The sequence below is a fragment of the Ferrimonas marina genome (assembly GCF_900129905.1).
GTDB classification, from domain to species: Bacteria; Pseudomonadota; Gammaproteobacteria; order Enterobacterales; family Shewanellaceae; genus Ferrimonas; species Ferrimonas marina.
In genome coordinates this window covers 283,899-303,726 of sequence record NZ_FQXG01000004.1, presented here as the reverse complement: position 1 = coordinate 303,726, position 19,828 = coordinate 283,899, and the positions used below count along the sequence as shown (strand labels likewise).

20 protein-coding genes, 5 tRNA genes and 1 riboswitch are annotated in these 19,828 nt (G+C 58.9%); of the genes, 14 read left to right on the top strand and 11 right to left on the bottom strand.

The annotated features are described in order from the left end of the window. The 6 genes from amrS (at nucleotide 1) to BUC04_RS11420 (ending at nucleotide 4,513) form a co-directional block, all read left to right on the top strand. Entirely contained in the window at nucleotides 1–1,083 is a 1,083-nt protein-coding gene (amrS, locus tag BUC04_RS11445) for an AmmeMemoRadiSam system radical SAM enzyme (RefSeq protein WP_067657016.1), read from the top strand. A 130-nt stretch (nucleotides 1,084–1,213) separates the two neighbouring features. After that, nucleotides 1,214–1,606 (top strand): curli production assembly/transport protein CsgE, encoded by a 393-nt coding sequence (locus BUC04_RS11440; protein WP_067657249.1) that lies wholly within the window; start codon nucleotides 1,214–1,216, stop codon nucleotides 1,604–1,606. Between the two features lie 14 nt (nucleotides 1,607–1,620). Continuing rightward, nucleotides 1,621–2,007 (top strand): curli assembly protein CsgF, encoded by a 387-nt coding sequence (locus BUC04_RS11435; protein ID WP_067657013.1) that lies wholly within the window; start codon nucleotides 1,621–1,623, stop codon nucleotides 2,005–2,007. After that, nucleotides 2,007–2,765, top strand: coding sequence for a CsgG/HfaB family protein (locus BUC04_RS11430; RefSeq protein WP_067657010.1), 759 nt, complete (start codon nucleotides 2,007–2,009; stop codon nucleotides 2,763–2,765). Before BUC04_RS11435 ends, BUC04_RS11430 begins: the two co-directional genes overlap by 1 nt. 36 nt (nucleotides 2,766–2,801) lie before the next feature. Continuing rightward, nucleotides 2,802–3,329, top strand: a complete 528-nt coding sequence (locus BUC04_RS11425; RefSeq protein WP_067657008.1) for a hypothetical protein — start codon at nucleotides 2,802–2,804, stop codon at nucleotides 3,327–3,329. A gap of 20 nt (nucleotides 3,330–3,349) precedes the next feature. Next, the gene (locus tag BUC04_RS11420) at nucleotides 3,350–4,513 is read left to right on the top strand and encodes a hypothetical protein (RefSeq protein ID WP_067657005.1); all 1,164 of its coding nucleotides are present in this window, start codon (nucleotides 3,350–3,352) and stop codon (nucleotides 4,511–4,513) included. Between the two features lie 61 nt (nucleotides 4,514–4,574). On the opposite strand, the gene BUC04_RS11415 is transcribed toward BUC04_RS11420, so the two are convergent. Further along, nucleotides 4,575–5,216, bottom strand: a complete 642-nt coding sequence (locus BUC04_RS11415; RefSeq protein WP_067657002.1) for a helix-turn-helix transcriptional regulator — start codon at nucleotides 5,214–5,216, stop codon at nucleotides 4,575–4,577. Nucleotides 5,217–5,353: 137 nt separating this feature from the next. After that, a complete protein-coding gene (locus tag BUC04_RS11410) occupies nucleotides 5,354–5,983 on the bottom strand; it encodes a glutathione S-transferase family protein (RefSeq protein ID WP_067656999.1) in 630 nt (209 codons plus the stop codon). Between the two features lie 98 nt (nucleotides 5,984–6,081). Further along, nucleotides 6,082–6,250: riboswitch (yybP-ykoY riboswitch) on the top strand. 10 nt (nucleotides 6,251–6,260) lie between these two features. Here BUC04_RS11410 and BUC04_RS11405 point away from each other — a divergent pair. Both BUC04_RS11405 and BUC04_RS11400 read left to right on the top strand, forming a co-directional pair. Beyond that, the gene (locus BUC04_RS11405) at nucleotides 6,261–7,250 is read left to right on the top strand and encodes a calcium/sodium antiporter (RefSeq protein WP_067656996.1); all 990 of its coding nucleotides are present in this window, start codon (nucleotides 6,261–6,263) and stop codon (nucleotides 7,248–7,250) included. Nucleotides 7,251–7,279: 29 nt separating this feature from the next. Then, a complete protein-coding gene (locus tag BUC04_RS11400; RefSeq protein ID WP_200804682.1) occupies nucleotides 7,280–7,780 on the top strand; it encodes a prolyl-tRNA synthetase associated domain-containing protein in 501 nt (166 codons plus the stop codon). 1,028 nt (nucleotides 7,781–8,808) lie between these two features. Here the strand turns inward: BUC04_RS11400 and BUC04_RS11395 are convergent. The 5 genes from BUC04_RS11395 to BUC04_RS11375 form a co-directional block, all read right to left on the bottom strand. Further along, nucleotides 8,809–8,895 (bottom strand) — tRNA-Lys (locus tag BUC04_RS11395). Nucleotides 8,896–9,045: 150 nt separating this feature from the next. Further along, nucleotides 9,046–9,121: transfer RNA gene (locus BUC04_RS11390), tRNA-Phe, on the bottom strand. A 31-nt stretch (nucleotides 9,122–9,152) separates the two neighbouring features. Continuing rightward, nucleotides 9,153–9,228 (bottom strand) — tRNA-Asn (locus BUC04_RS11385). Between the two features lie 39 nt (nucleotides 9,229–9,267). Continuing rightward, a tRNA-Asn gene (locus tag BUC04_RS11380) sits at nucleotides 9,268–9,343 on the bottom strand. Nucleotides 9,344–9,496: 153 nt separating this feature from the next. Next, a tRNA-Phe gene (locus BUC04_RS11375) sits at nucleotides 9,497–9,572 on the bottom strand. Between the two features lie 274 nt (nucleotides 9,573–9,846). Here BUC04_RS11375 and BUC04_RS11370 point away from each other — a divergent pair. Then, nucleotides 9,847–11,064 carry a hypothetical protein gene (locus BUC04_RS11370; RefSeq protein ID WP_067656960.1) on the top strand — a complete coding sequence of 406 codons (1,218 nt, stop codon included), beginning with the start codon at nucleotides 9,847–9,849 and terminating at the stop codon, nucleotides 11,062–11,064. 1 nt (nucleotide 11,065) lies between these two features. Here BUC04_RS11370 and BUC04_RS11365 read toward each other — a convergent pair whose 3' ends face one another. After that, nucleotides 11,066–11,719: a DUF3313 family protein gene (locus BUC04_RS11365; protein ID WP_073325868.1), complete on the bottom strand. Its 654-nt coding sequence runs from the start codon at nucleotides 11,717–11,719 to the stop codon at nucleotides 11,066–11,068. A gap of 272 nt (nucleotides 11,720–11,991) precedes the next feature. On the opposite strand from BUC04_RS11365, the gene BUC04_RS11360 reads away from it, so the two are divergent. Beyond that, nucleotides 11,992–13,041 carry a hypothetical protein gene (locus BUC04_RS11360; protein ID WP_143165690.1) on the top strand — a complete coding sequence of 350 codons (1,050 nt, stop codon included), beginning with the start codon at nucleotides 11,992–11,994 and terminating at the stop codon, nucleotides 13,039–13,041. A gap of 14 nt (nucleotides 13,042–13,055) precedes the next feature. On the opposite strand, the gene BUC04_RS11355 is transcribed toward BUC04_RS11360, so the two are convergent. Further along, nucleotides 13,056–13,823 carry a PP2C family protein-serine/threonine phosphatase gene (locus tag BUC04_RS11355; RefSeq protein WP_067656951.1) on the bottom strand — a complete coding sequence of 256 codons (768 nt, stop codon included), beginning with the start codon at nucleotides 13,821–13,823 and terminating at the stop codon, nucleotides 13,056–13,058. Nucleotides 13,824–13,936: 113 nt separating this feature from the next. Between BUC04_RS11355 and BUC04_RS11350 the strand changes: the two genes are divergently transcribed. The 4 genes from BUC04_RS11350 to BUC04_RS11335 all read left to right on the top strand — a co-directional run bounded on the left by BUC04_RS11350 (nucleotide 13,937) and on the right by BUC04_RS11335 (nucleotide 18,648). Continuing rightward, a complete protein-coding gene (locus BUC04_RS11350; RefSeq protein WP_067656948.1) occupies nucleotides 13,937–15,568 on the top strand; it encodes a VRR-NUC domain-containing protein in 1,632 nt (543 codons plus the stop codon). 398 nt (nucleotides 15,569–15,966) lie between these two features. Continuing rightward, on the top strand, nucleotides 15,967–17,220 hold the full coding sequence (locus BUC04_RS11345; protein ID WP_067656945.1) for a dicarboxylate/amino acid:cation symporter: 1,254 nt from the start codon (nucleotides 15,967–15,969) through the stop codon (nucleotides 17,218–17,220). 106 nt (nucleotides 17,221–17,326) lie between these two features. After that, entirely contained in the window at nucleotides 17,327–18,070 is a 744-nt protein-coding gene (locus BUC04_RS11340) for a ferredoxin--NADP reductase (RefSeq protein ID WP_067656942.1), read from the top strand. Then, nucleotides 18,067–18,648, top strand: coding sequence for a glutathione S-transferase family protein (locus tag BUC04_RS11335; protein WP_067656939.1), 582 nt, complete (start codon nucleotides 18,067–18,069; stop codon nucleotides 18,646–18,648). Before BUC04_RS11340 ends, BUC04_RS11335 begins: the two co-directional genes overlap by 4 nt. 21 nt (nucleotides 18,649–18,669) lie before the next feature. On the opposite strand, the gene BUC04_RS11330 is transcribed toward BUC04_RS11335, so the two are convergent. Beyond that, nucleotides 18,670–18,864: a DUF4250 domain-containing protein gene (locus BUC04_RS11330; RefSeq protein WP_067656936.1), complete on the bottom strand. Its 195-nt coding sequence runs from the start codon at nucleotides 18,862–18,864 to the stop codon at nucleotides 18,670–18,672. A 63-nt stretch (nucleotides 18,865–18,927) separates the two neighbouring features. Next, nucleotides 18,928–19,797 carry a CAF17-like 4Fe-4S cluster assembly/insertion protein YgfZ gene (ygfZ, locus tag BUC04_RS11325; RefSeq protein WP_067656934.1) on the bottom strand — a complete coding sequence of 290 codons (870 nt, stop codon included), beginning with the start codon at nucleotides 19,795–19,797 and terminating at the stop codon, nucleotides 18,928–18,930. Between the last annotated feature and the right edge of the window lie 31 nt (nucleotides 19,798–19,828).

The window sequence follows — 19,828 nt, the reverse complement described above, 5'->3', positions numbered from 1 at the left end:
ATGGGCGACGTTCAGACCGGTCACCATTCCAGCGAGTATTGGCAGCGACACGCCGATGGCCGTGTTACCTGCACCCTATGTCCGCGCTACTGCACCTTGCGGGAGGGGAAGCGTGGGGTCTGTTTTGTTCGTCGGGCCTGGCAGGGGGAGATCGAGCTGACCAGCTACGGCCGCTCCTCCGGCTTCTGCATCGACCCCATCGAGAAGAAGCCATTGAACCATTTCCTGCCCGGCACTCCGGTACTCTCCTTTGGCACCGCCGGCTGCAACCTCAGTTGCCGCTTCTGCCAAAACTGGGACATCAGCAAATCCCGTCAGTTGGATACCCTGGCGGCGTCGGCTGGCCCAGCCGCCTTGGCGCGGGTTGCCAGCCAGCGGGGCTGCCGCAGCGTGGCCTTTACCTACAACGATCCGGTGATCTTTCTTGAGTACGCCCTGGCGGTCGCCGAGGCGTGCCATCGACTGGGACTGATGACGGTGGCGGTGACCGCAGGCTACATCAACCCGGCCCCCCGCCGTGCCTTCTTTGCCAGGATGGACGCAGTGAACCTGGATCTGAAAGCCTTCAGCCAGGGGTTCTACCACCAGGTGTGCGGTGGTGCGCTTAAGCCGGTGCTGGAGACCCTGGTTTACCTGCGCCACCACACCGACTGCTGGCTGGAGATCACCACCTTGTTGATCCCTGGCCTGAACGACAGCAGTTCGGAGCTGGAGGCGATGTGCCGCTGGTTGGTCAGGGAGTTGGGGCCGGAGGTACCGCTGCACTTCACCGCCTTTCACCCGGACTACCGGATGCGGGATCGTCCACCTACGCCACTGAGCACCCTGGTACGTGCCCGGGCTATCGCCCAGGAGCAGGGACTGCACTTTGTCTACACCGGCAATGTCCATGATCCAGAGGGCAGCAGCAGCTACTGCCCCGGTTGCGGCAGCCTGCTGATCGAGCGGGATTGGTATCGGCTGGGCCGCTGGCAGCTGGACGATCAGGGACGTTGCCGGGGCTGTGGAACCGCCCTGCCCGGGCGGTTCGAGGCGCAACCGGGACAGTGGGGGCCACGCCGCCTCCCTGTCCAGATGGGTTAGGTCCCCCCTGGGTGCTAGTCCAAATGGGTAGGGTAGCTGAACGCCGATATCCGTTCGGTCAATGGTTTGGTCTTGGTGGTGGATCTATCGTGGTATGGCATCAGAGAAGGGGGAACCGATGGACGTTGGCATGAGAGGGAACTGGGCGCGAAAGCTGGCAGTGACCTGGTTGGTGTTGCTGAGCGTCATCACTCCGGTCAGGGCCGATGTGGAGCTGGATGGCATCCTGGTGGATCGCACCATCTCACGCTTTGGACGCGACTTTCTCTACTACTACGGCAGTTACTGGCGAGACCTACCGGGAACCCAGGGCTTTACCGTGACGGTGCACGAGACGGTCTATCCGGAAGCCGGCACCAAGTTATGGATAACGGTCAACCAGGACAAGGTATATGAAACCTATTTTGGTCGACGCTACAACAATATGAAAGAGCGGGCTGACCAGGCAATGATCAGTACCATCGAACATGTAGCGGATGTGAAGGCTAATATCATGCTCGGTCAGCATGACGAGCAGTGGTAATCGAGGGAATAATAATGAATAAGGGAATATTGTTATTGGCTGGATTTATTGCGTTGCCGGTATCGGCAACGCAATTAACCTATGAGCCGATTAATCCAAGCTTTGGTGGCAATCCACTCAATGGCAACTTTTTATTGGGTAAGGCTCAGTCTCAGAATGACCATACCAAAGAATATACTGAGCAAACCTTTACTGAAAAGTTCCAGGAATCATTAGAACGTAACCTGCTGTACAGTCTGACCAGCAGCATCTCCAATGGCGAGTTTACCTCGGGAACCTATAACACCGGCAATCATATTGTCGAGGTGGTGGATGACAACCCGAATGAAATTAAGGTCATTATTACCGATATTGCGACCGGTGAAGTGACAGAAATTATTATGCCAAAAGTACCGTTCTAATGAAAAAGACAATATTGATCAGCCTTGGGGCGTTGTTATTAAACGGCTGTGCGGCCTTCTCCAAGCCCGAACTCTTTGTTGAGCCGGCGGAGATCGATCCGGTCAGTCAGGAGCTGGTGGCGCTGCAACAGGCACCGACACCCAAATATAAGATCCCGGTGGCGGTCTACGCCTTTCGTGACCAAACCGGACAGTACAAGCCACAGGCCAACGTGAGTTCATTCTCTACCGCGGTGACCCAGGGGGCGACCTCGATGCTGGTGCAAACACTGGTCGACTCCCACTGGTTTGACCCGGTGGAGCGGGAAGGTCTGCAGAATCTGCTGACCGAACGCAAGATCATCCGTCAGCGGATGGAGGACGGCGGTCAGATTGCGCCACTTTCCGACGCCAGGTTGTTGTTCGAGGGGGGGATCATCTCCTATGACACCAACACCCAGACCGGCGGTATTGGCATGGAGTATTACGGTATCGGTGCCTCCGAGCTGTACCGAAAGGATCAGGTCACCCTGTATCTTCGGGCGGTGGATGTGGTTACCGGCAAGGTACTGCTGTCGGTGTCTTCTACCAAACAGATCTTCTCGCAGGAGGTCCGGGTTGGGTTCTTCCGTTACGTCAGCCTGAACCGACTGGCGGAGGCTGAAGGTGGCTACAGCACCAACGAGCCGGTGCAGATCTGTGTCAAGCAGGCGATGGAGTCTGCAGTGATTGAACTGATAGAACGTGGAATTGAGCAGGGTTACTGGTCAGCCACTTAAGAGATTTTGGGACGTCGTTTTGACATTGAGGTCACTATGAAAAAGCTAGCCATTGTCCTTCTGTTTGGCAGTGCGTCGATTGCCGCATCCGAACTGTCATTGCCTTTACAGCTTCTGCTTGAGCAGCCCTCGATGAATCAGATGTTGGCAGAGGACAGAGAAAACTTGGTGCAAGTTAATCAGGTTGGTAATCACAACCAAGCTATCTTGCTGCAAGCCGGGGGAAAAGGAAATGCCATTGCCTTAACCCAAACAGGCTGGAGAAACCTGGCTGACGTTGCTCAGATTGGTAATAAGAATCAGTCCTTCGTCAATCAAAAGGGAAAGAATAATGAGGTGTACATCAGGCAGGAGGGTAATGAGAATGACCTTAATATCCTGCAGGATGGCGATAATCTTCTCGTTGAATACAACCAATTCGGCCAAGGTAAGTCCGATCGTGTTCAGCAGAAAGGACAGGGGGGAGTCTTTATTAAGAATGACTACGCCCCTGGCAATGGAGTAAGGGTAAATACCTTTAATCAACATACTACTGGCGGGACCGTCATAGTTAATCACTACTGAAATGGTAAACGGAGATGATGATGAAAAACTCAATCAGAATTACCTTGGTTGCTGCCGCATTGGCCAGCGTAGGTTTTGGGGTTCAGGCTGCAGATAGCCTGGATATTAAACAGGTTGGTGATAAGAACTCTGTAGAGTATCGCTCTTGGGGTGATAACGACGCCAAGATGCGCCAAGAAGGCGATAACAACGTTATCGAAGCGGGTGATGTAAAGCGTGGTGAAAACACCATCGACTACCGTCAGATTGGCGACAAAAACAAGATCCTGGTTGGCGACCTGGATTACAACAGCGCGACCTCTACCCGCGCTGGCATCTACAAGATGGAGCAAAAGGGCGACAACAACCGCGTTGAGCTCAACTACAACGAAGATCGGGACCTGGGCCCTGGGTACGAGATGAACTTCCGTCAGGACAGTGGCAACCGCGGCGATGGCCATACCATCATTGCTGAGTTCCACGGCGTCTATGAAAAGGCCGACATCGTCCAGAAGGGGAATGAGCGTGGCGGCAAAGGCAACTCCGTGAACATCGACAGCAACCACGGTGGCCGCAACATGTACAACGTCTATCAAGACGGTGAGGGCAACAGCTTCCAGTACACCGCCATGGAATCCGATGCCAATATGGTGGATGTGGATCAGTACGGTGAGCGCAACATGGCGTCCGTTGATTTGTATGCTGACAACAACATGATCAAGATGCGCCAAGATGGCGAGCGCAATAACGTTGCCTTGTCTGTCCATGTGGGCGCCGATGGCTGGGCAGAGCCTCAGGCAGTGGATTTCTCCTCTCGTCAGGATGGTGAGCGTAACAGCATCAATGCAACCTTTGATGGCAACACCATGGGCTCAAAGGCTGACCTGCGTCAAAGCGGCGATCTGAACGTGATTGAACTGGTGTCCGGTGCCACCGAGCTGATGGCGAAGGTTCAGCAGATGGGTGACCGCAACAGTGTCGATTTCGCGACTCAATCCGGCCCGTCTACCGGCAACAGCATCGACTTCTACCAGAATGGCGATCGCAACAGCATCACCGGTGAGCAGAAGTCTGGTGGTAACAGCATGACGCTGCGCCAGGAAGGGGACATGAACTCCATCCATGCCCGCCAGACCTCCTTTGGCAACACCGCCAACTTCAGCCAGGTTGGTAACGGCAACAGCATCAACGTTGCTCAGTTCTGATTGCTCTGATGAAAAAAGGCACCGCGAATGCGGTGCCTTTTTTTGTGCTGAAGAAAGTGAGCTAGCTCAGCTTACCCACCAACTCGGCGCGGGATTGGGTTTGTGTCTTGCGATAAGCGGAGGAGAGGTGCGCCTTGACCGTGTACTCGCTGATCCCCAGCTGCTTGGCGATCGCCTTGTTGCTCAGCCCCGCCGCCACAAAGGAGTAGACCAGTTGCTCGCGCTGAGTCAGCTGGTTGAGAGCATCTTTGGCTTTGCAGTGGGCCAGGTTGTTCTTGCGCTCCATCAGCAACTCGCCGCAGGTCTGTTCCAGCACCTCCCGGCTGAACCAGAGACTGCCCTGGTGCATGGTACGAATGGCCAGAAGCTGGGTTTCCGGTCGCTGACTTTGCTGGATAACCCCTTGGAAGCCGTTGGTCAGCAGGGTTGAGGCCAGTCGATGGGACTCCGGGGTGTTATAGATGGCCACCTTGTGGCGTTCAGCCAGCTCCAGCAGCCAATGGGGTAACAGCTTGGCTTCGCCGGCGTTGCGCTCATGATCAATCAGCAGCAGGGAATCGGGGTAGTGGCGGGCAAACAGGCGCAGTTCCTTGTTGCACTGAGTGCTTTCAACCAGGTTGCCCTGGGCATTGCAAAGCTGCGGCAACAGCGAAAGCGAATCCTCACTGCGCCAGAAGCAGAGTGTGAGCTGTAGACTGTCCATACAAAATCCCTTTGTTCGTCCAGTACTTCGATATCTATTGGGGCCTAGGCCCATCAGATGCTCTAAGGAACATCATTATACCCCGAGTGTCAATCACTTATGGAACTAAAGCTCTATTTGTTTCTTTCGTCTCGGGTTCAATTGTTTCGCAGAGACTCTTCGCGCTGTCGGGCGCGCTGGTAGCTGGGCAGGGCGGTCAAACGCTGGCGAAAAGCCTCGGCCCGTTCGGACAGGGGTAGCTTGAAATGGTGGGCCCACTGCAGAGTCTGCGCTAACAGCAGGTCCGCGACCAGGGGGGAGTCGGTACCCAGCAGATAACCTTGCTCCGGCAGGTCCGACGCCAGCTCATCCTGGATCTTGGCAAACTCCCACTGGCCATGGGCCAGGTTGTCGGCAATGCGTCGCTCCCTGGGTAGGGCAAACTTGTGCTTGCCGATCAGCCAAAGGGGCTGCTCTATTTCGCCGATGATCAGATTGATCCACTGATGATGACGCGCTGATTGCGCAGTAGCCTGTGGAGGCAGCAGACGCGTGGGGGCATACCGCTCTGCCAGGTAGAGACAGATGGCCACCGATTCGGTCAGGTTTACGCCATTGTCCTCCAGCGCGGGCACCTTGGCGCGGGGGTTCATGGTAAGGAAGGGGGGCTTTTGATGCGCCCCCTGGGCCAGGTCTACCAGCTGGTAGTCCCATTCGATGCCTATCTCTTCCAATACCCAGGCAACGCGAAAGGAGCGGGTTCCGGGAAAGCCATACAGGGTGGTCATATCACTATCTCCATGTGGTCAGCCTTTAACCTAACAGCCCGGAAACCGGGTCGCCAGAGGGGTTTGTGTTCCCTAACGGCATGGGTATAATGGCGCCACCATTTGGGGGAGTAGCCGTCCCGCGCCGACAGGCGGGAGGTTGCGTCAACATCATTGGCCGTTCGGCCGTGGCGCATCCAGCTGCAGTGCAGCCTGGCGAGACTCGAATGACGTCGCACTGAGCGAGGGCCAGTGTGTGCGTTATTCGTGTGTTTTGCCCTCGCCCGAAGAAGGTTCTATGTCCGCATTGCTTATCCCTGCACTGGCACTGTTCGCCGGTTTCGTTGTGCTGTCACTCAGTGCTGATCGCCTGATCGCCAGTGCCGCGACCCTTGCTCGTCACTTCAATGTCTCCCTGGTTTTCATCGGTATGACGGTGGTGGCCTTTGGTACCTCGGCACCGGAGCTGCTGGTCAGCGCCGTCGCCGCGCTCAATGGTGCCGAGGGCCTGTCGGTGGGTAACGGCATCGGCTCCAATATCATCAATGTTGGCCTTGTATTGGGGGCCTGTGCCTTGATGACGCCATTGATGGTGCATCGTCGCTTTGTCCGTCGCGAGTTCCCCATCCTGGTGGCGGCGATGATCCTGTGCGCAGTCTTGATGGCCAACGGGGAGTTGGCCGGCTGGGATGGCGCGGTGCTGCTGCTGGGGTTGATGGTCTATGTCGGCTACCTGGCGCGCTCGGTGAAAAACGGCGATGCCGAGCCGGAAGAGCTGGAGTTTCTCTCCATCTCCAAGGGCCGGGCGCTGGTGGAGTCGCTGCTGATGCTGGCGCTGTTGTTGGCCAGCTCGCAGTTGATGGTTTGGGGCGCCGTAGAGCTGGCCCGGGCTGCGGGGATCAGCGAATTGGTGATCGGCCTGACGGTGATCGCCTTTGGCACCAGTTTGCCTGAGCTGGCGGCGGCGCTGGCCGGGGTGCGTCGTGGCATGCACGATATCGCCTTTGCCACGGTGATTGGCTCCAACATCTTCAATCTACTGGGGGTGATCGCCTTCCCCGCGCTGCTGGGGGATGGCCTGCAACTGCCGGCGGAAGTGATCCAGCGGGACCTGCCGGCGATGGGCCTGCTGACGGCCGCCATGGGGGCCATGTTCCTGATGGCCAACACGCCCTCAGCAGAGAGCTCGGGGGGCAATAACCTGGTGCTGCATCGGCGTGGTGGGGTGGTGCTGCTGATTTTGTTTGTCGCCTACCTTTGGCAACTTGGCACTGCTATGGCAGTGTAGCTCGAGCCCTGATAGCGGAGAGTTTGTTCTTGAATTGCCCGTCTCACTCCCTGGAGACACTGGTTAGCCAGTTGTCGCTGGAGATCACCCGTTACCAGCATCCGCCGCTGCACGATTGTCAGGAGGCGGATCGCCTGGCCCTGGTGCGCAGCGGTCAGCGCACCAAGAGCCTGTTTCTGCGTGATAACTATGGCAAGCGACATTTCTTGTTGATAACCCGCCATGACAAGGCGGTTGATCTGAAGGCCCTGTCCCGCCAACAGGGGGTGGCCCGATTGGGCTTTGCCTCAGCCGAACGTTTGTCCCGTTTCCTGGCAGTGGCACCGGGCCACGTCTCCCTATTGGCGCTGAACAACGACCCCAGTCGGGAAGTCGAGTGTTGGATTGATGAAGCACTTTGGACCGGGGAGGGGCTTCAGTGCCATCCACTGGACAATCAACACACCTGGGTGCTGTCGGCCGACGCAGTTAGGTCGCTGTTTCAGCACTGGCAGCGCCCCTTGGTCTGCCTCGCGGTCCCCTCGCTATGAACCTTCCAAAAAGTCGGCCTTGGCCGGCTTTTTTGTTGGTGGTGAGACTCTGGGTAGAAAGGAGGTGGAGAAAATAAAACCCCGGCCAAAAGACCTGGGTTTCTAAGATTGTGCCTCGACCCGGCAACGAAAGGCAGGAGCCTAGAGTGACGTCGCTTGCGACGGCCCGCAGGGGGGAAGCCAGGGAGGGCGTACCCAATCGAGGTAGGGACGCGCGCTATTTCAGAATCAGTCAATCCGCTGCCCTGCTGGGACTACCGCCAGAAAAAAGAAAACCCCGGCCAAAAGACCTGGGTTTCTAAGATTGTGCCTCGACCCGGCAACGAAAGGCAGGAGCCTAGAGTGACGTCGCTTGCGACGGCCCGCAGGGGGAAGCCAGGGAGGGCGTACCCAATCGAGGTAGGGACGCGCGCTATTTCAGAATCAGTCAATCCGCTGCCCTGCTGGGACTACCGCCAGAAAAAAGAAAACCCGGCCAAAAAACCAGGGTTTCTAAAGATGGTGCCTCGACCCGGCAACGGAAGGCAGGAGCCTGGAGTGACGTCGCTGGCGACGGCCCGTAGGGGGGAAGCCAGGGAGGGCGTACCCCATCGAACCAGGGACGCGCGCTATTTCAGAATCAGTCAATCCGCTGCTCTGCTGTGGCTACCGCCAGATAAAAGAAAACCCCGGCCAGAAGACCAGGGTTTCTAAGATGGTGCCTCGACCCGGCAACGGAAGGCAGGAGCCTGGAGTGACGTCGCTTGCGACGGCCCGCAGGGGGGAAGCCAGGGAGGGCGTACCCAATCGAGGTAGGAACACGCGCTCATCTTTAAATGAGTCAATCCGCTGCTCTACCTACCGAGCTATCGAGGCTCCAGCACTTCTCAGTGCCGAAAATGGTGCCTCGACCGGCATCGAGGCAGGGATGCGCGCTATTTCAGAATCAGTCAATCCGCTGCTCTGCCAACGAGCTACCAGCCTGCAGTGTCGAATGACAATGGCCAGATAAAAGAAAACCCCGGCCAAAAGACCAGGGTTTCTAAAGATGGTGCCTCGACCCGGAATCGAACCAGGGACACGCGCTGATCTTTAAAAGAGTCAATCCGCTGCTCTACCTACCGAGCTATCGAGGCTCCAGCACTTCTCAATGCCGAAATGGTGCCTCGACCGGCAGCGAGGCAGGGATGCGCGCTATTTCAGAATCAGTCAATCCGCTGCTCTGATGAGCCGCTTTTTGAGGCTGTTATAAGATAACCCGGTTGTGCTGATTAGGGTTTCTAAGGTGGTGCCTCGACCCGGAATCGAACCAGGGACACGCGGATTTTCAATCCGCTGCTCTACCAACTGAGCTATCGAGGCGTTCACCAAGCCTTGGCTTGGTGTTGTAAAGTGGCTCCCCCTGCTGGACTTGAACCAGCGACATACGGATTAACAGTCCGCCGTTCTACCGACTGAACTAAGGGGGAACAGATTGTGACGTGTTTAAGCTGACGCCTCAGCGAAAGTGGCTCCCCCTGCTGGACTTGAACCAGCGACATACGGATTAACAGTCCGCCGTTCTACCGACTGAACTAAGGGGGAACAGGTTGTTACGTGTTTAAACTGGCGTCCCAGCGTTCCCTTGAACCAGCGACATACGCCAACCGGTATGAGTACAGTCCGCGGTTCTCTACCTACCGACTGAACTAAGGGGGAACAGATTGTTACGTGTTTTATCTGACGTCTCAGGAAAAATGGTGCCTCGACCCGGAATCGAACCAGGGACACGCGGATTTTCAATCCGCTGCTCTACCAACTGAGCTATCGAGGCGACGGGGCGCTATTAAACGGATTTTGCCTGGGCAAGTCAACACGATTTTCTTCGTTTGTCGGAATCTTCAGCAAACTCGCTTTGAGTGAGCGAAGTTTAGTCGCCAGCGCTCACTCCTTGGCCGAAATGGCGCCGTCAATCTGGCTTTAGCCGGCAGGCATCAGCGTCGGTCAATTGCTTTGTGTCGCTGCTCCCCAGCTCGAGTGGTTAAAACTTGGTCGGGCACGGTCGCCCCTTTGTCTAGAGTTAGGTGAGTTACCGGGGGGAGTCGGTCATGTCTCGAGTGTTGCGCTGGGTGATGGCGTCGTGGGTGCTGGTTCTGTTGGGCTGGTCGATGGCGCGTTCCGATGAGTTGTCCTTTATTACCTTTGTCGATACTCGCTGGTGTGCCGTGTCTGAAGCCGAGCTGCTGATCCACGACGCCAGCGGCGCCCTGCTGGGCCGTGGTGGATTGGATGACCAGGGGCGGCTGATGCTGTCGGATATCCCGGACGATGGTTTTCTTAGCCTAGTGGAACAGGATCCGGTGGAAGGCCAGGTGATCACCACGACGGCAAAATCCTTGCTCAGTGCCGATACCCTCTGGCCCCTGAACGGGGTGTATGGCTCCGGCGACAGCTGCAAACCCATGGCCGCCGTTGAGCTGCAGGCCCGCATTGTCAACGATAACGAGTTCGCCTTAACCATGCTCACTCCGTCGATGGATGATATGGGGTTGGTGGCGCTCCATCGCTGGCAGCCCTGGTTGCTGGCCACCGGCCACAATGCCGAGGGTGAGCTGGTGGCCTATCGGCTGGAGCGGGATGACCTGCTGGACGACAGCGTTGAGGATCTGCTGCTAGACCAACCCCCGGTGAGTCGTTCATGGCGGGCCAACGATGCTCTGGATCATCTGTCGGTATTCTGGCTACGGGATTCGTTGCCCTACCTGATGGAGAGCAAACCGGTGAACACCCGGGCTGGCAGCGTCAACCTGGTCGATCAGCCGGGCAAGGTGTTGGTGGCGGCCATACGCCAAAGTGATGGGGTGGTGATGCAGCGGCTACAGCCGTTTGCGACCGGTGACGAAGAGCTGATATTGCAGGTCCCTCGTCGGCCACAAGGGCTGTTTGACCGGGTCGAGCTGACCCCGGAGCGGCTGAGCTACAGCTTGGGCGCCTTCCAGCAGCGCTACAGCTCCCTGGTGTTGGACTTTGCCTCGGACCAGGGGCGATTCAGCTGGATTGTCCACTCAGAGGGGATCGAGGGCGCGGTGGTGCTACCACAGCTGCCCACCCCGTGGCAGGCGCTGGTGGCCACGGGGCCTGATACCCTGCTGGTGCAGAGCTATCAGTTAGACCCTCAGGCGCCGTTCTCGCTACTGCCACTGCTGCCGGATCCGGAGCTGATGGAGGCGGCGTCGCTGGTCCGCTGGCAGACGGGACAGGCGACGCCCTTCACCCTGGCGCAATGGTTCTGTGACCTGCCTGACTTTGGTCAGATCCAGTGCTGATTCATCGACGGGCCTCGTCCAGGCCATCGGCCAAAAGATCAGCCCAACGACGCAGGATCCGGCGCAACTCCTGCCGATTGGTGACCCGGTTAGCACGCTGGTAAAAGCCCAGATCGGTGGCCTCGCGGTGATCCACACTGCGGGCCAGCAGTGCATTTGTTTGTGCGTCGTGCAGTTCCAGGTAAAGGGTCATCTCGCCAGCGGAGCTGACGTAATTGCGCTGGATTGAAGCGCTGGGTACATCCGGTGCGGTGACATCCAGGTTGACGATGGCGGGCTTGAGCAGCAATACGTCCGCCTCCTTCACATCGGCCTCAACCACTTGGTAGCCCCGCTTGCTCAGCTCCTCGCTGAATACCTCGGCAAACTGCTCCGCCACCGCTTCGGCAATCTCGTCCATATCCTCAGTGCGTAAGCGGGGGCCGGCGGAGTCCCGGTTGTAGTCTCTGAGCCAATCCTTGCGAAACGCCACCTGACAGGGGGCTAGCTGAACCCGACGATAGCCGGAGAAGTCCGCTTCGGGCAGTTGATAAGCCGCCATTACCTTGGAGGTGGGGATCCGCTCCAGGCCATCATCGGTGCGTTGTGGGAAATCGTCGGTGGTGGTGCAACCGGCCATGGTGAATGCGATGAAGCAGAGGAGAAGCCTTACCATGCTGTTGTTACCTTCAGGCTGAACATTGGCTTAAGAATGGCAGCTTCGGTGGGAGTTTCTTAGTTTTGAACCTTGCTCTGGGCCGACAAAAGGGTAGAAGTGGCCGGCGAATTTCCCCCCGGGCTCAGATCCAGGCCGAGGCCGTCGCCTATCTAAACTGAATGCAGCTCGCTTTTTTGGGTTTGCGCCGGGCCTTTGCGCTGGTGGTCTCCTGACGGGGGCGGTAGACTGGCCCACTTAACGAAACAAAGAAGAATTATTAAAACGTTCCTGTGAAAAAACGAATCCTTCCTCTATTGCTGCTTTTGGGCCTGGCCGGATGTGCCAGCCAGCCCTCGGTGGATCCGGCGACTCAGAATCCGGACAAGCAGCAAGCTCAGATCGATGCGGTATGGAGCCGCATTGATGCCCTGGAGGGGCCGCTACAGGATGAAGAACTTGCCTGGTTTGCCACCGCGCAGATGCGACGTGCCAACAGCACCTGGCAAGATGCCAGGCAGCAGTACCAACTGTATGCCCAAACCCCTGAGCGTATGTACGAACGCCTTGGGGTCTTCAGTACTCGCTCCCGCTACCAGGCCTCGCAAGAGTCGCTGGAAGACGCCGAAAAGCTGGTCCAGCAAGCGCAAGAGATCCGCGATCAGGCCAAGGAGCAGTTAGCGGAGCCCTTCCATAATCGAGAAGTCCTGCGTTCGCTGGACGCACAGTCACTGCACTCAACTACCTACCAACAGCTGGATGAACAGCTCAAATCGCTGGTGGACAACATCGCTTCCGGGCGGCTCTCCCGCGCCCTGTCGGCACAGCCGGCCTTGTTGAAAGCGCAGCGGGAACTGGAGGTCAGAACGGTGCGTGACATCTACCTGACCCCGCATCGCCGTGAGTTGGAGAGACAAAAGAACGAGGGCTTGGATCAGACCGCTCCGGCCAGCTATGAGCAGGCCAGCCAGCGACTGGAAGCGGCCTGGAAACACGTAGAGGCGTTCCCGCGCGACCTGGATACCGTGGCAGCCCAGGCGGAGGCGACCCGTTTTGCTTTGGCGCACTCACGCCACCTGGGCCAGGATCTTCAATCCCTGGATAAAGCGGATCGTGCTGAGCGGGAAAGCTACCTGCTGGGGCTTGAGACCCAGTTGGCACAGCTGTCCCACAGCCTGGGGATGGAAGATCTGCGTGATCGTCCTCTGAAGCAGCAGCTTAAGGAGCTCAATAAGGTCCTGCAAAAGCAGATGCGCCAGCCTGAGGCTGGGCTGGTGGAGCCCGAAGCAGACCCGGACGAGCAAGACGGCGAAGAAGCCGCACTAGCGGAACAAGAGCAGTGACACACAACGCCGGCTTAGCCGGCGTTTTCTTTGGCTGCGACGGGCCAGGGCAGGGCCAGCGGGCTTTTGCGGCGCACCGAGCCCAGCCGCCCGCGGCGAGGCGCAGCGACGATCAGGCTGGCATTGTCTCCGGCTGGCGCTTGCTGACTCAGTGCGGTGATCACCGCCGACACCACGGATTTGCAACTGGGTTGACGGGCACAGGCCCGAAGAGTCGACAGGCCCAGGGCACTGACCCCATCCGTCGCCAGCATCAGCCGATCGCCTTGTTGTAGTAACCTCTGCCCCTGGCAGCTTCGGGCAATGGGCAGTCCGCACAGGGCGGCGGTTACCGACCCGGCTTTGGCCTCCTGGCGGTTGCTGGATTCTGAGGGCTGCTCGCTCACCAGATTGTCAAATTGCCCATGATGTAGGTGCCAGAGGTTGGCGTCCCCCACATTGAGCCACTGTGCCTCTTGCCCTTTTAATAGCACCATCAACAGCGTGGTTCCCATCCCCCGGTGGGCTCGGTAATCGCGGATATGCCAGGCGATGGCCCGGTTGGCGCTGTGCAGTGCCAGCGCCAGTGCGTCAGGATGGCGATAATGGGCTTCCAGGGTTCTGGCCGCCGCCCTGATAGCCAAGCCGCTGGCGATGGCGCCCGCGGGGTGGCCGGCCAGGCCATCTGCCAGCAACAAAGCGCAGCTGTGATGAGCCAGCGGCAGGTGCAGCACTGCGTCCTGTTGCTCTTGGCGGTCACCGCGCCATTGAGCCGCGGCGCAGCTGGCGGGCCATATCGGCATGGTAATGTGTCTCCCCGTGTCTTTTAATGCATTACAACAGAAAGGGTTGCCCAGCTACGGGCTTTGGTGTGGACCAGTGGCTGACAAGGCCTGGGATAAGTCAGAGGAGCGTCATGCTGCCACTTGCGCCGGATTACTATCGTCGAAACTTCCTTTGGGTTGCTGAGTACGTTCACGCTCATCGCGCCCATCTGATGAGCGACGAACTGTCACACTGGCTGGACAGTGTCAGTGGGCTCGAAGCGCCGGCACAGTGCCTCTACCTACGGTTGCTAAGCCGAACAGGAAGCCTGTTTCGCAGCGACCGCTGTGATTATCGTGAAGTGCCTGATCTCAGCGAGGCTGTTGAGGCGTTAACCTCGGCCGGTCTTACCCTTGCCGATCCCAGCCTTGATGCCGTTCAGCTTGGTAAGTTGCTGCGCCGGGATGAGCTGTTGCAACTGCCTCAGTTGGTGGGCTGCAGCGGTAACAAGGCGGCCCTGGTTGCGGCCTTGCCCCAAGCGCAGTCGTTGCCGCTGCAAAGCTGGTGGCCCCAAGCCCCCTTTGAGCTAATTGTTCTGACAGAGAACCCGCCACTGGCGGAGCTGCAACTGCTGTTCTTTGCCAATGCCCGGCAAAGCCTGACCGATTTTGTCTTGGCAGCCATCGGTCAACAGGCCTACGAGCCTTATCCGCTCGACCCTTCGGCCTTCCCACTGCAATCCCCTGGGGAGGTTCAGCGCTACCTGGAGCTGAGTGAACTGTCCCAGCGCTGGCAAGAGACGGCACCGGAGCCCTCTGCCCTGAAGCAGCTGCAAAGGAGCAGCAGCAACCCCAAGCTGGAGCGCAGACGGCAGCACCTTGTGGCGCAATTGGCCCGTCAGCTGGAGAGGGAGGGGCAAGATGGTGACGCGCTGGCCCTGTTGAGCGGATGCCATACGGCCCTGGCGCGGGAGCGTCGACTGCGTCTGCTGTTTGCCCGGGGTGACTTTGAGGCAGCCCGGAACCTGGCGCTGGCACTGTGGGCGCAACCGGAGAGTCCCAGCGAACTGGCACTGGCTCAGCGCTTTCTCAAACGCTTGAAGGCTCATCTGCCCATCACCCTGACCCTGTCGCCGCCGTTTCGTCCGGAGACCCGTCGGGCCCAGCTGCCCGAAGGGGAGGAACGGGTTGAAGCCAAAACCATTGCCTTGGTGGCGCAGCAAGGGGGCGAGGCTTGGTTCAGCGAGAATCGGCTGATCCCCACGGTGGCGGCGCTGATGCTATGGGAAACGCTGTTTTTGCCATTGCCCGGTGCCTTTGTTCAGCCCTTCCAGTCAGGCCCACTGGATTTCTATCATCCGCTGTTCTGCGCCCGCCGCCAGGGCGCCATTGAGCAGCAATTTCAGCGATGGCAGTGCTGCAGTCAGGAAGATTTTGTTGCCCAGATGCTGGAGCGGTTCGAGCGGCTGGGGGCCCGGCGATGCCAGCTGATGCCCGGGGTGGCCATCGCCAAGCCCTTGTTGAGGGCGGCTCTGACTGGGATCGAGATTGCCAAGTGGGTCCGGCTGGTGCGTTTCTTGTTGTCCGACCTGGTTCAGCATCGGGCTGGCATGCCGGATCTGCTGGTCAGCCACGAGGGCCAGCTGATGTTTGTCGAGGTCAAGGGGCCGGGGGACAGCTTGCGGGACAACCAGCGCCGCTGGCTGGCGCAGCTTAATGAGGTCGGCCTCAATGCCTGGGTGCTCGAACTGGCACCAGAGTCAGAGGCAGTCTCGTTCCTATAGCATCTCCAGTCGAATGGTCCATTAAGGGCGGGACTGGTAGCGCGATCATCTGTCCTGCAATCAAAATCGGCCTGTGTCACTGCCGATTGGCGTTGTCGTAGCGTCATAGTGACTCAATTCTGCTGGCGTGATCTGTGTCGCATTTGGTTTTTGCTTTGGTTTTGGCTGGTTTTGGTGGTTGTTTCTTCTGTGTGGTTGTCTTGCTCGTTGCTTTTGCTCTACCTATCGGCGGGGCCGACCAGTGTATCCCTTTGCGGATGGTGACAAATTGACCGCTGTTACTCCCCGCACCATGCCAGTAGAATTCACTGCCTAACGCAAAAGATTGGCATGGAATAAGCCAACTTCGGACGGCAAGGGAAAGGCCATCCACTTAAGCCAGGGGCAGCGACAGACCGATGCAATCCAATTCTCTCTCCAAAAAAATCTTTATTGGCCTATTCTCGGGCCTGATTCTGGGCAGCCTGCTGCAGTTCTTTGCCGCGGATGCGGGCATGACCGAGGCGCTGGTGGGCCTGGCGGACATGGCTGGCTCCATGTTCGTCAACCTGATCATGATGCTGGTAGTGCCCCTGGTGTTTGTCTCCATCATCAGTGGCGTCACCCAGCTGCCAAGCATCCAGAGCTTCGGTCGACTGGGCAGCAAGACCTTTGGCCTCTACATCATCAACACCCTGGTGGCGATCTCCGTGGCGCTGGTGGTGGCACTGCTGGTGTCGCCCGGTGCCGGGGTGCAACTGCCGGAGGTGGCCAGCCTGGCAATCACCACCACCGAGCTGCCCAGTATTCGGGATCTGATCACCGACATCGTGCCGCGCAACCCGGTGGCGGCGTTCGCTTCCGGCAACATGCTGCAGATCATCTTTATGGCGCTGCTGCTGGGTTCAGTGATCAAGCTGCTGGGCCAGGAGATGGAAGGGGTCGCAGAAGGCTTCCGCAAGGCCAACAAGATCATGATGACCCTGATCACCCTGGTGATGCAGCTGGCTCCCTACGGCGTGTTCGCCCTGATGCTGAAGCTGGGGGCCACCCTGGAGGCGTCCACCTTCCTCTCCGTGGCCGGTTACATCGGCTTGGTGGTCGGCCTGCTGCTGATCTGGCTGTTCATCGTGTACCCCACCGTGGTGGGCCTGATGACCGACGTCAGTGCTGCCGAGTTCCGCCGCAAGACCCGTGAACAGATGATGTTCTCCCTGTCTTGCGCCAGCTCCAATGCCTCTATCCCGGTGACCATGCGCACCCTGACCGAGAAGTTGGGTGTGTCCCAGGCCACCGCGGGCTTCGGGGTGCCGCTGGGTGCCACCATGAACATGGGCGGCGTATCCATCTACATCACCATTGCCGCCTTCTTCCTGGCCAACGCCTTCAATGTGCCGATCACCATGGAGCAGCTGCCGACCCTGATCGCCGCGGTGTTCCTGCTGTCCGTAGGTGCCGGTGGTGTACCAGGTGGCGGTGCGGTAATGATCGGTGTGCTTATCCACCAGATGGGTCTGCCGGTAGAGACCGCCTTCGCCCTGATCATTGCGGTGGACCGCATCATCGATATGTTCGTAACCTCTGCCAACGTGGTCGGTGACGCAGCGGTGGTCACCATCGTTGACAAGAGCGAGCAGGGTGAGGCGCCCGAGAGTGCCTTGGCCACAAAATAAATTTCGGTTAGTTTCTTGACTAAACCCCGCTTTTAAGCGGGGTTTTTCTTTTCTATCTGCGGGAGTATGCTGGCTAGGTGGAGACAATTTAGCCAGTGAGGGATGCATGAGTACTTGGGTTCAGGGCAAGGTGGTTGAGCGTATCGACTGGAACGAACGCTTGTTTAGCCTCAAGGTAGAGGCCGAGGTCGAGCCGTTTATTGCCGGTCAGTTTGGCAAGTTGGCGCTGGAGCAGAATGGCGAACGGGTCCAGCGGGCCTACTCCTACGTCAACCCGCCGGAATCTCCGGTGTTGGAGTTTTTGGCGGTCAATGTGGAGGAGGGGCAACTTTCCCCGAAGCTGCAGGATCTGACGCCAGGGGATTCGGTGATGGTTTCCCCCCGTCCATCGGGCTTCTTGACCCTGGACGAGGTTCCCGCCGGGCGGGAGCTGTGGATGTTTGCCACCGGTACCGCGGTGGGGCCCTTCCTCTCCATCCTGCACAGCGAAGACTGCTGGGAGCGCTATGAGCGCTTTATCCTGGTCTATGCGGTGCGCTACCAGGAGGACCTGGCATACCTGGAGGAGATCCGGGCACTGGAGCAGGCCCATCCCGATGCCTTCCATTTTGTTCCTGTGGTCAGCCGCGAAGCGGTGGATGGCATGCTCAGCGGCCGCATTCCGCAGCTGCTGGTGGACGGTGCCATTCAGGACGCCGTTGGGATCCCCATCAAACCTGCCCGCAGTCAGACCATGATCTGCGGCAACCCGGAGATGATCCGAGAAACCCTTGCTGTGCTGGAAGGGATGGGATTGCGCAAGAACCTGCGCCGCACCCCGGGCCAGATCACCATGGAGAAGTACTGGTGATCCTCTACACCTCCGACGCCTCCCCCTTTGCCCGCCTGGTCCGGATCCTGATCCAGCACCTGGGACTGGAGGTGGAGGAGCGTGTGGTATCGCCGTTTGAGCAGGATGAGGAGCTGCGCCAGCACAACCCGCTGGGCAAGATCCCCTGCCTGTTAACGCCACTGGGGGCGCTGTACGACAGTGCCCTGATATGCCGATATCTGCTCGCGCAGGTGGGGACCGAGCTTGATCAGGAACAGCAAGATTGGGACAGGGCGCAGCAGGCGGTGCTGGTGGATGGCCTGCTCGACAGTGCGGTGGCGCTGAGAATGGAGCAGACCCGGGAGGGAGAGGGTACCCGCTCCCCGTTCTGGAGCCTGCGTCATCAGGACACCCTGCATCACGGGCTGATGCGGCTGGAGGGCCAACCGACGGCCTTGCCAAGCGGAAACACCCTGGCAGCCTGGCGGCTGCTGGTGCTGTTGGAGTACCTGGATTTTCGCCACCCCAAGCTGGCCTGGCGGCCGCTCTATCCGGCGCTGGAGCGATGGTGGCAGAGCCAGCGCAGCCCCCTGACTGAGGCCACGGCGCCGCGCTGATCTTCCATCAGGGGTGGCGACTCAACCGCGACGGAACTGGTTGACGTCGTTGTGATAATGAAAGCCTATCTCGGCCAGGCGCTGCTCCAGCGCCAGGCTGTCTAACTCCATCTCTGCGGCCAGATCCGCCAGGTTGCCACTGCCCAGACGCAGCTTCTCGTTGACGATCCCCAGCAAGATCTGGGGATCGAGACGATCCAGGTTGCTCAACTCCATCCTTTGCCTCCCCGCACATCACTCGCTTTCAGTGTAGTGCGGGTGCGGCTGGCTGTGGAGCGATCAGGCCTCGCCGTAGAGGCGGTAGGGCAGCGGTGCCAGCTGGTACTCCGCCTCACCCAGGCGGAAGCGGGTGTCCGGTGCCAGCTCCTTGCTCAGTACCGCCGTCAGCCACTGCTGATCACCGTTGGCCTGGCGGGCCACCACCACACCGGCACGACGCCAGTTATCGCCCACCTGCATCTCCAGGGTGTCGGCGTCGCTGGGTTGGCCGGTGAGCACGTACAGGGCCCGCTTGTTGCCACCGCGGAAGTGCATGCGCGCCACGGTTTCCTGGCCGATGTAACAACCCTTGTCGTACTGCACACCGCCGACGGCATCCAGGTTGAGCATCTGCGGCACAAACTCAGCACTGTGCTCAGCCTCAAACCAGGGACGCCCTGCAGCCAGTTCGGCCGCAATAAATTGCTCGGCTTCGCCCTGGGGAAGGGCCGCCAGATCGGCCGGCAGTTCGGCACCGGCGGGCAATAGCACAATGGCATGCTCGCCGTCGATCAGTGCCAGGGCTTCGCCCTGCTGCTTGAGGTTGTCCTCGCCTTGCCAGCCGTCCAACACGGCTGTGTCGAGCAAGCCATAGGCGTCATAGCGGGCCGTGGCGTCGGTCAATTCGATCTTGTTGAACACCGCGTATTTGGCTAGGGCGGGCAGGTCCACCTCCACCAGGGATTGCGGCATCAGCATCAGCAGGCTGTCGCCGTGGTGGCATAAACGAAAGGCCGCCAGCAGCTTGCCCTTGGGGTCGCAGTGGCCGCCGAAGGTCCAGCGGTTCTGCGGCAGTTTGACCAGGTCACAGGTCAGTTGGCTTTGCAGGTAGGTCAGGCGATCATCGCCTTGGGCCTCGATGGCACCGAGGTTGGGCAGGGGGATCAGCATCGGTTTCTCACGCAAATATCTGAGGAATATG

Bases quoted from the DNA above. Each gene is read 5' to 3' on its own strand.
- BUC04_RS11370 (WP_067656960.1), top strand. From the start codon at position 9,847: ATGTCTCGAGTGTTGCGCTGGGTGATGGCGTCGTGGGTGCTGGTTCTG.
- BUC04_RS11425 (WP_067657008.1), top strand. From the start codon at position 2,802: ATGAAAAAGCTAGCCATTGTCCTTCTGTTTGGCAGTGCGTCGATTGCC.
- ygfZ (WP_067656934.1), bottom strand. From the start codon at position 19,797: ATGCTGATCCCCCTGCCCAACCTCGGTGCCATCGAGGCCCAAGGCGAT.
- BUC04_RS11355 (WP_067656951.1), bottom strand. From the start codon at position 13,823: ATGCCGATATGGCCCGCCAGCTGCGCCGCGGCTCAATGGCGCGGTGAC.
- BUC04_RS11430 (WP_067657010.1), top strand. From the start codon at position 2,007: ATGAAAAAGACAATATTGATCAGCCTTGGGGCGTTGTTATTAAACGGC.
- BUC04_RS11330 (WP_067656936.1), bottom strand. From the start codon at position 18,864: ATGGAGTTGAGCAACCTGGATCGTCTCGATCCCCAGATCTTGCTGGGG.
- amrS (WP_067657016.1), top strand. From the start codon at position 1: ATGGGCGACGTTCAGACCGGTCACCATTCCAGCGAGTATTGGCAGCGA.
- BUC04_RS11410 (WP_067656999.1), bottom strand. From the start codon at position 5,983: ATGACCACCCTGTATGGCTTTCCCGGAACCCGCTCCTTTCGCGTTGCC.
- BUC04_RS11440 (WP_067657249.1), top strand. From the start codon at position 1,214: ATGAGAGGGAACTGGGCGCGAAAGCTGGCAGTGACCTGGTTGGTGTTG.
- BUC04_RS11435 (WP_067657013.1), top strand. From the start codon at position 1,621: ATGAATAAGGGAATATTGTTATTGGCTGGATTTATTGCGTTGCCGGTA.
- BUC04_RS11405 (WP_067656996.1), top strand. From the start codon at position 6,261: ATGTCCGCATTGCTTATCCCTGCACTGGCACTGTTCGCCGGTTTCGTT.
- BUC04_RS11350 (WP_067656948.1), top strand. From the start codon at position 13,937: ATGCTGCCACTTGCGCCGGATTACTATCGTCGAAACTTCCTTTGGGTT.
- BUC04_RS11340 (WP_067656942.1), top strand. From the start codon at position 17,327: ATGAGTACTTGGGTTCAGGGCAAGGTGGTTGAGCGTATCGACTGGAAC.
- BUC04_RS11415 (WP_067657002.1), bottom strand. From the start codon at position 5,216: ATGGACAGTCTACAGCTCACACTCTGCTTCTGGCGCAGTGAGGATTCG.
- BUC04_RS11365 (WP_073325868.1), bottom strand. From the start codon at position 11,719: ATGGTAAGGCTTCTCCTCTGCTTCATCGCATTCACCATGGCCGGTTGC.
- BUC04_RS11345 (WP_067656945.1), top strand. From the start codon at position 15,967: ATGCAATCCAATTCTCTCTCCAAAAAAATCTTTATTGGCCTATTCTCG.
- BUC04_RS11420 (WP_067657005.1), top strand. From the start codon at position 3,350: ATGAAAAACTCAATCAGAATTACCTTGGTTGCTGCCGCATTGGCCAGC.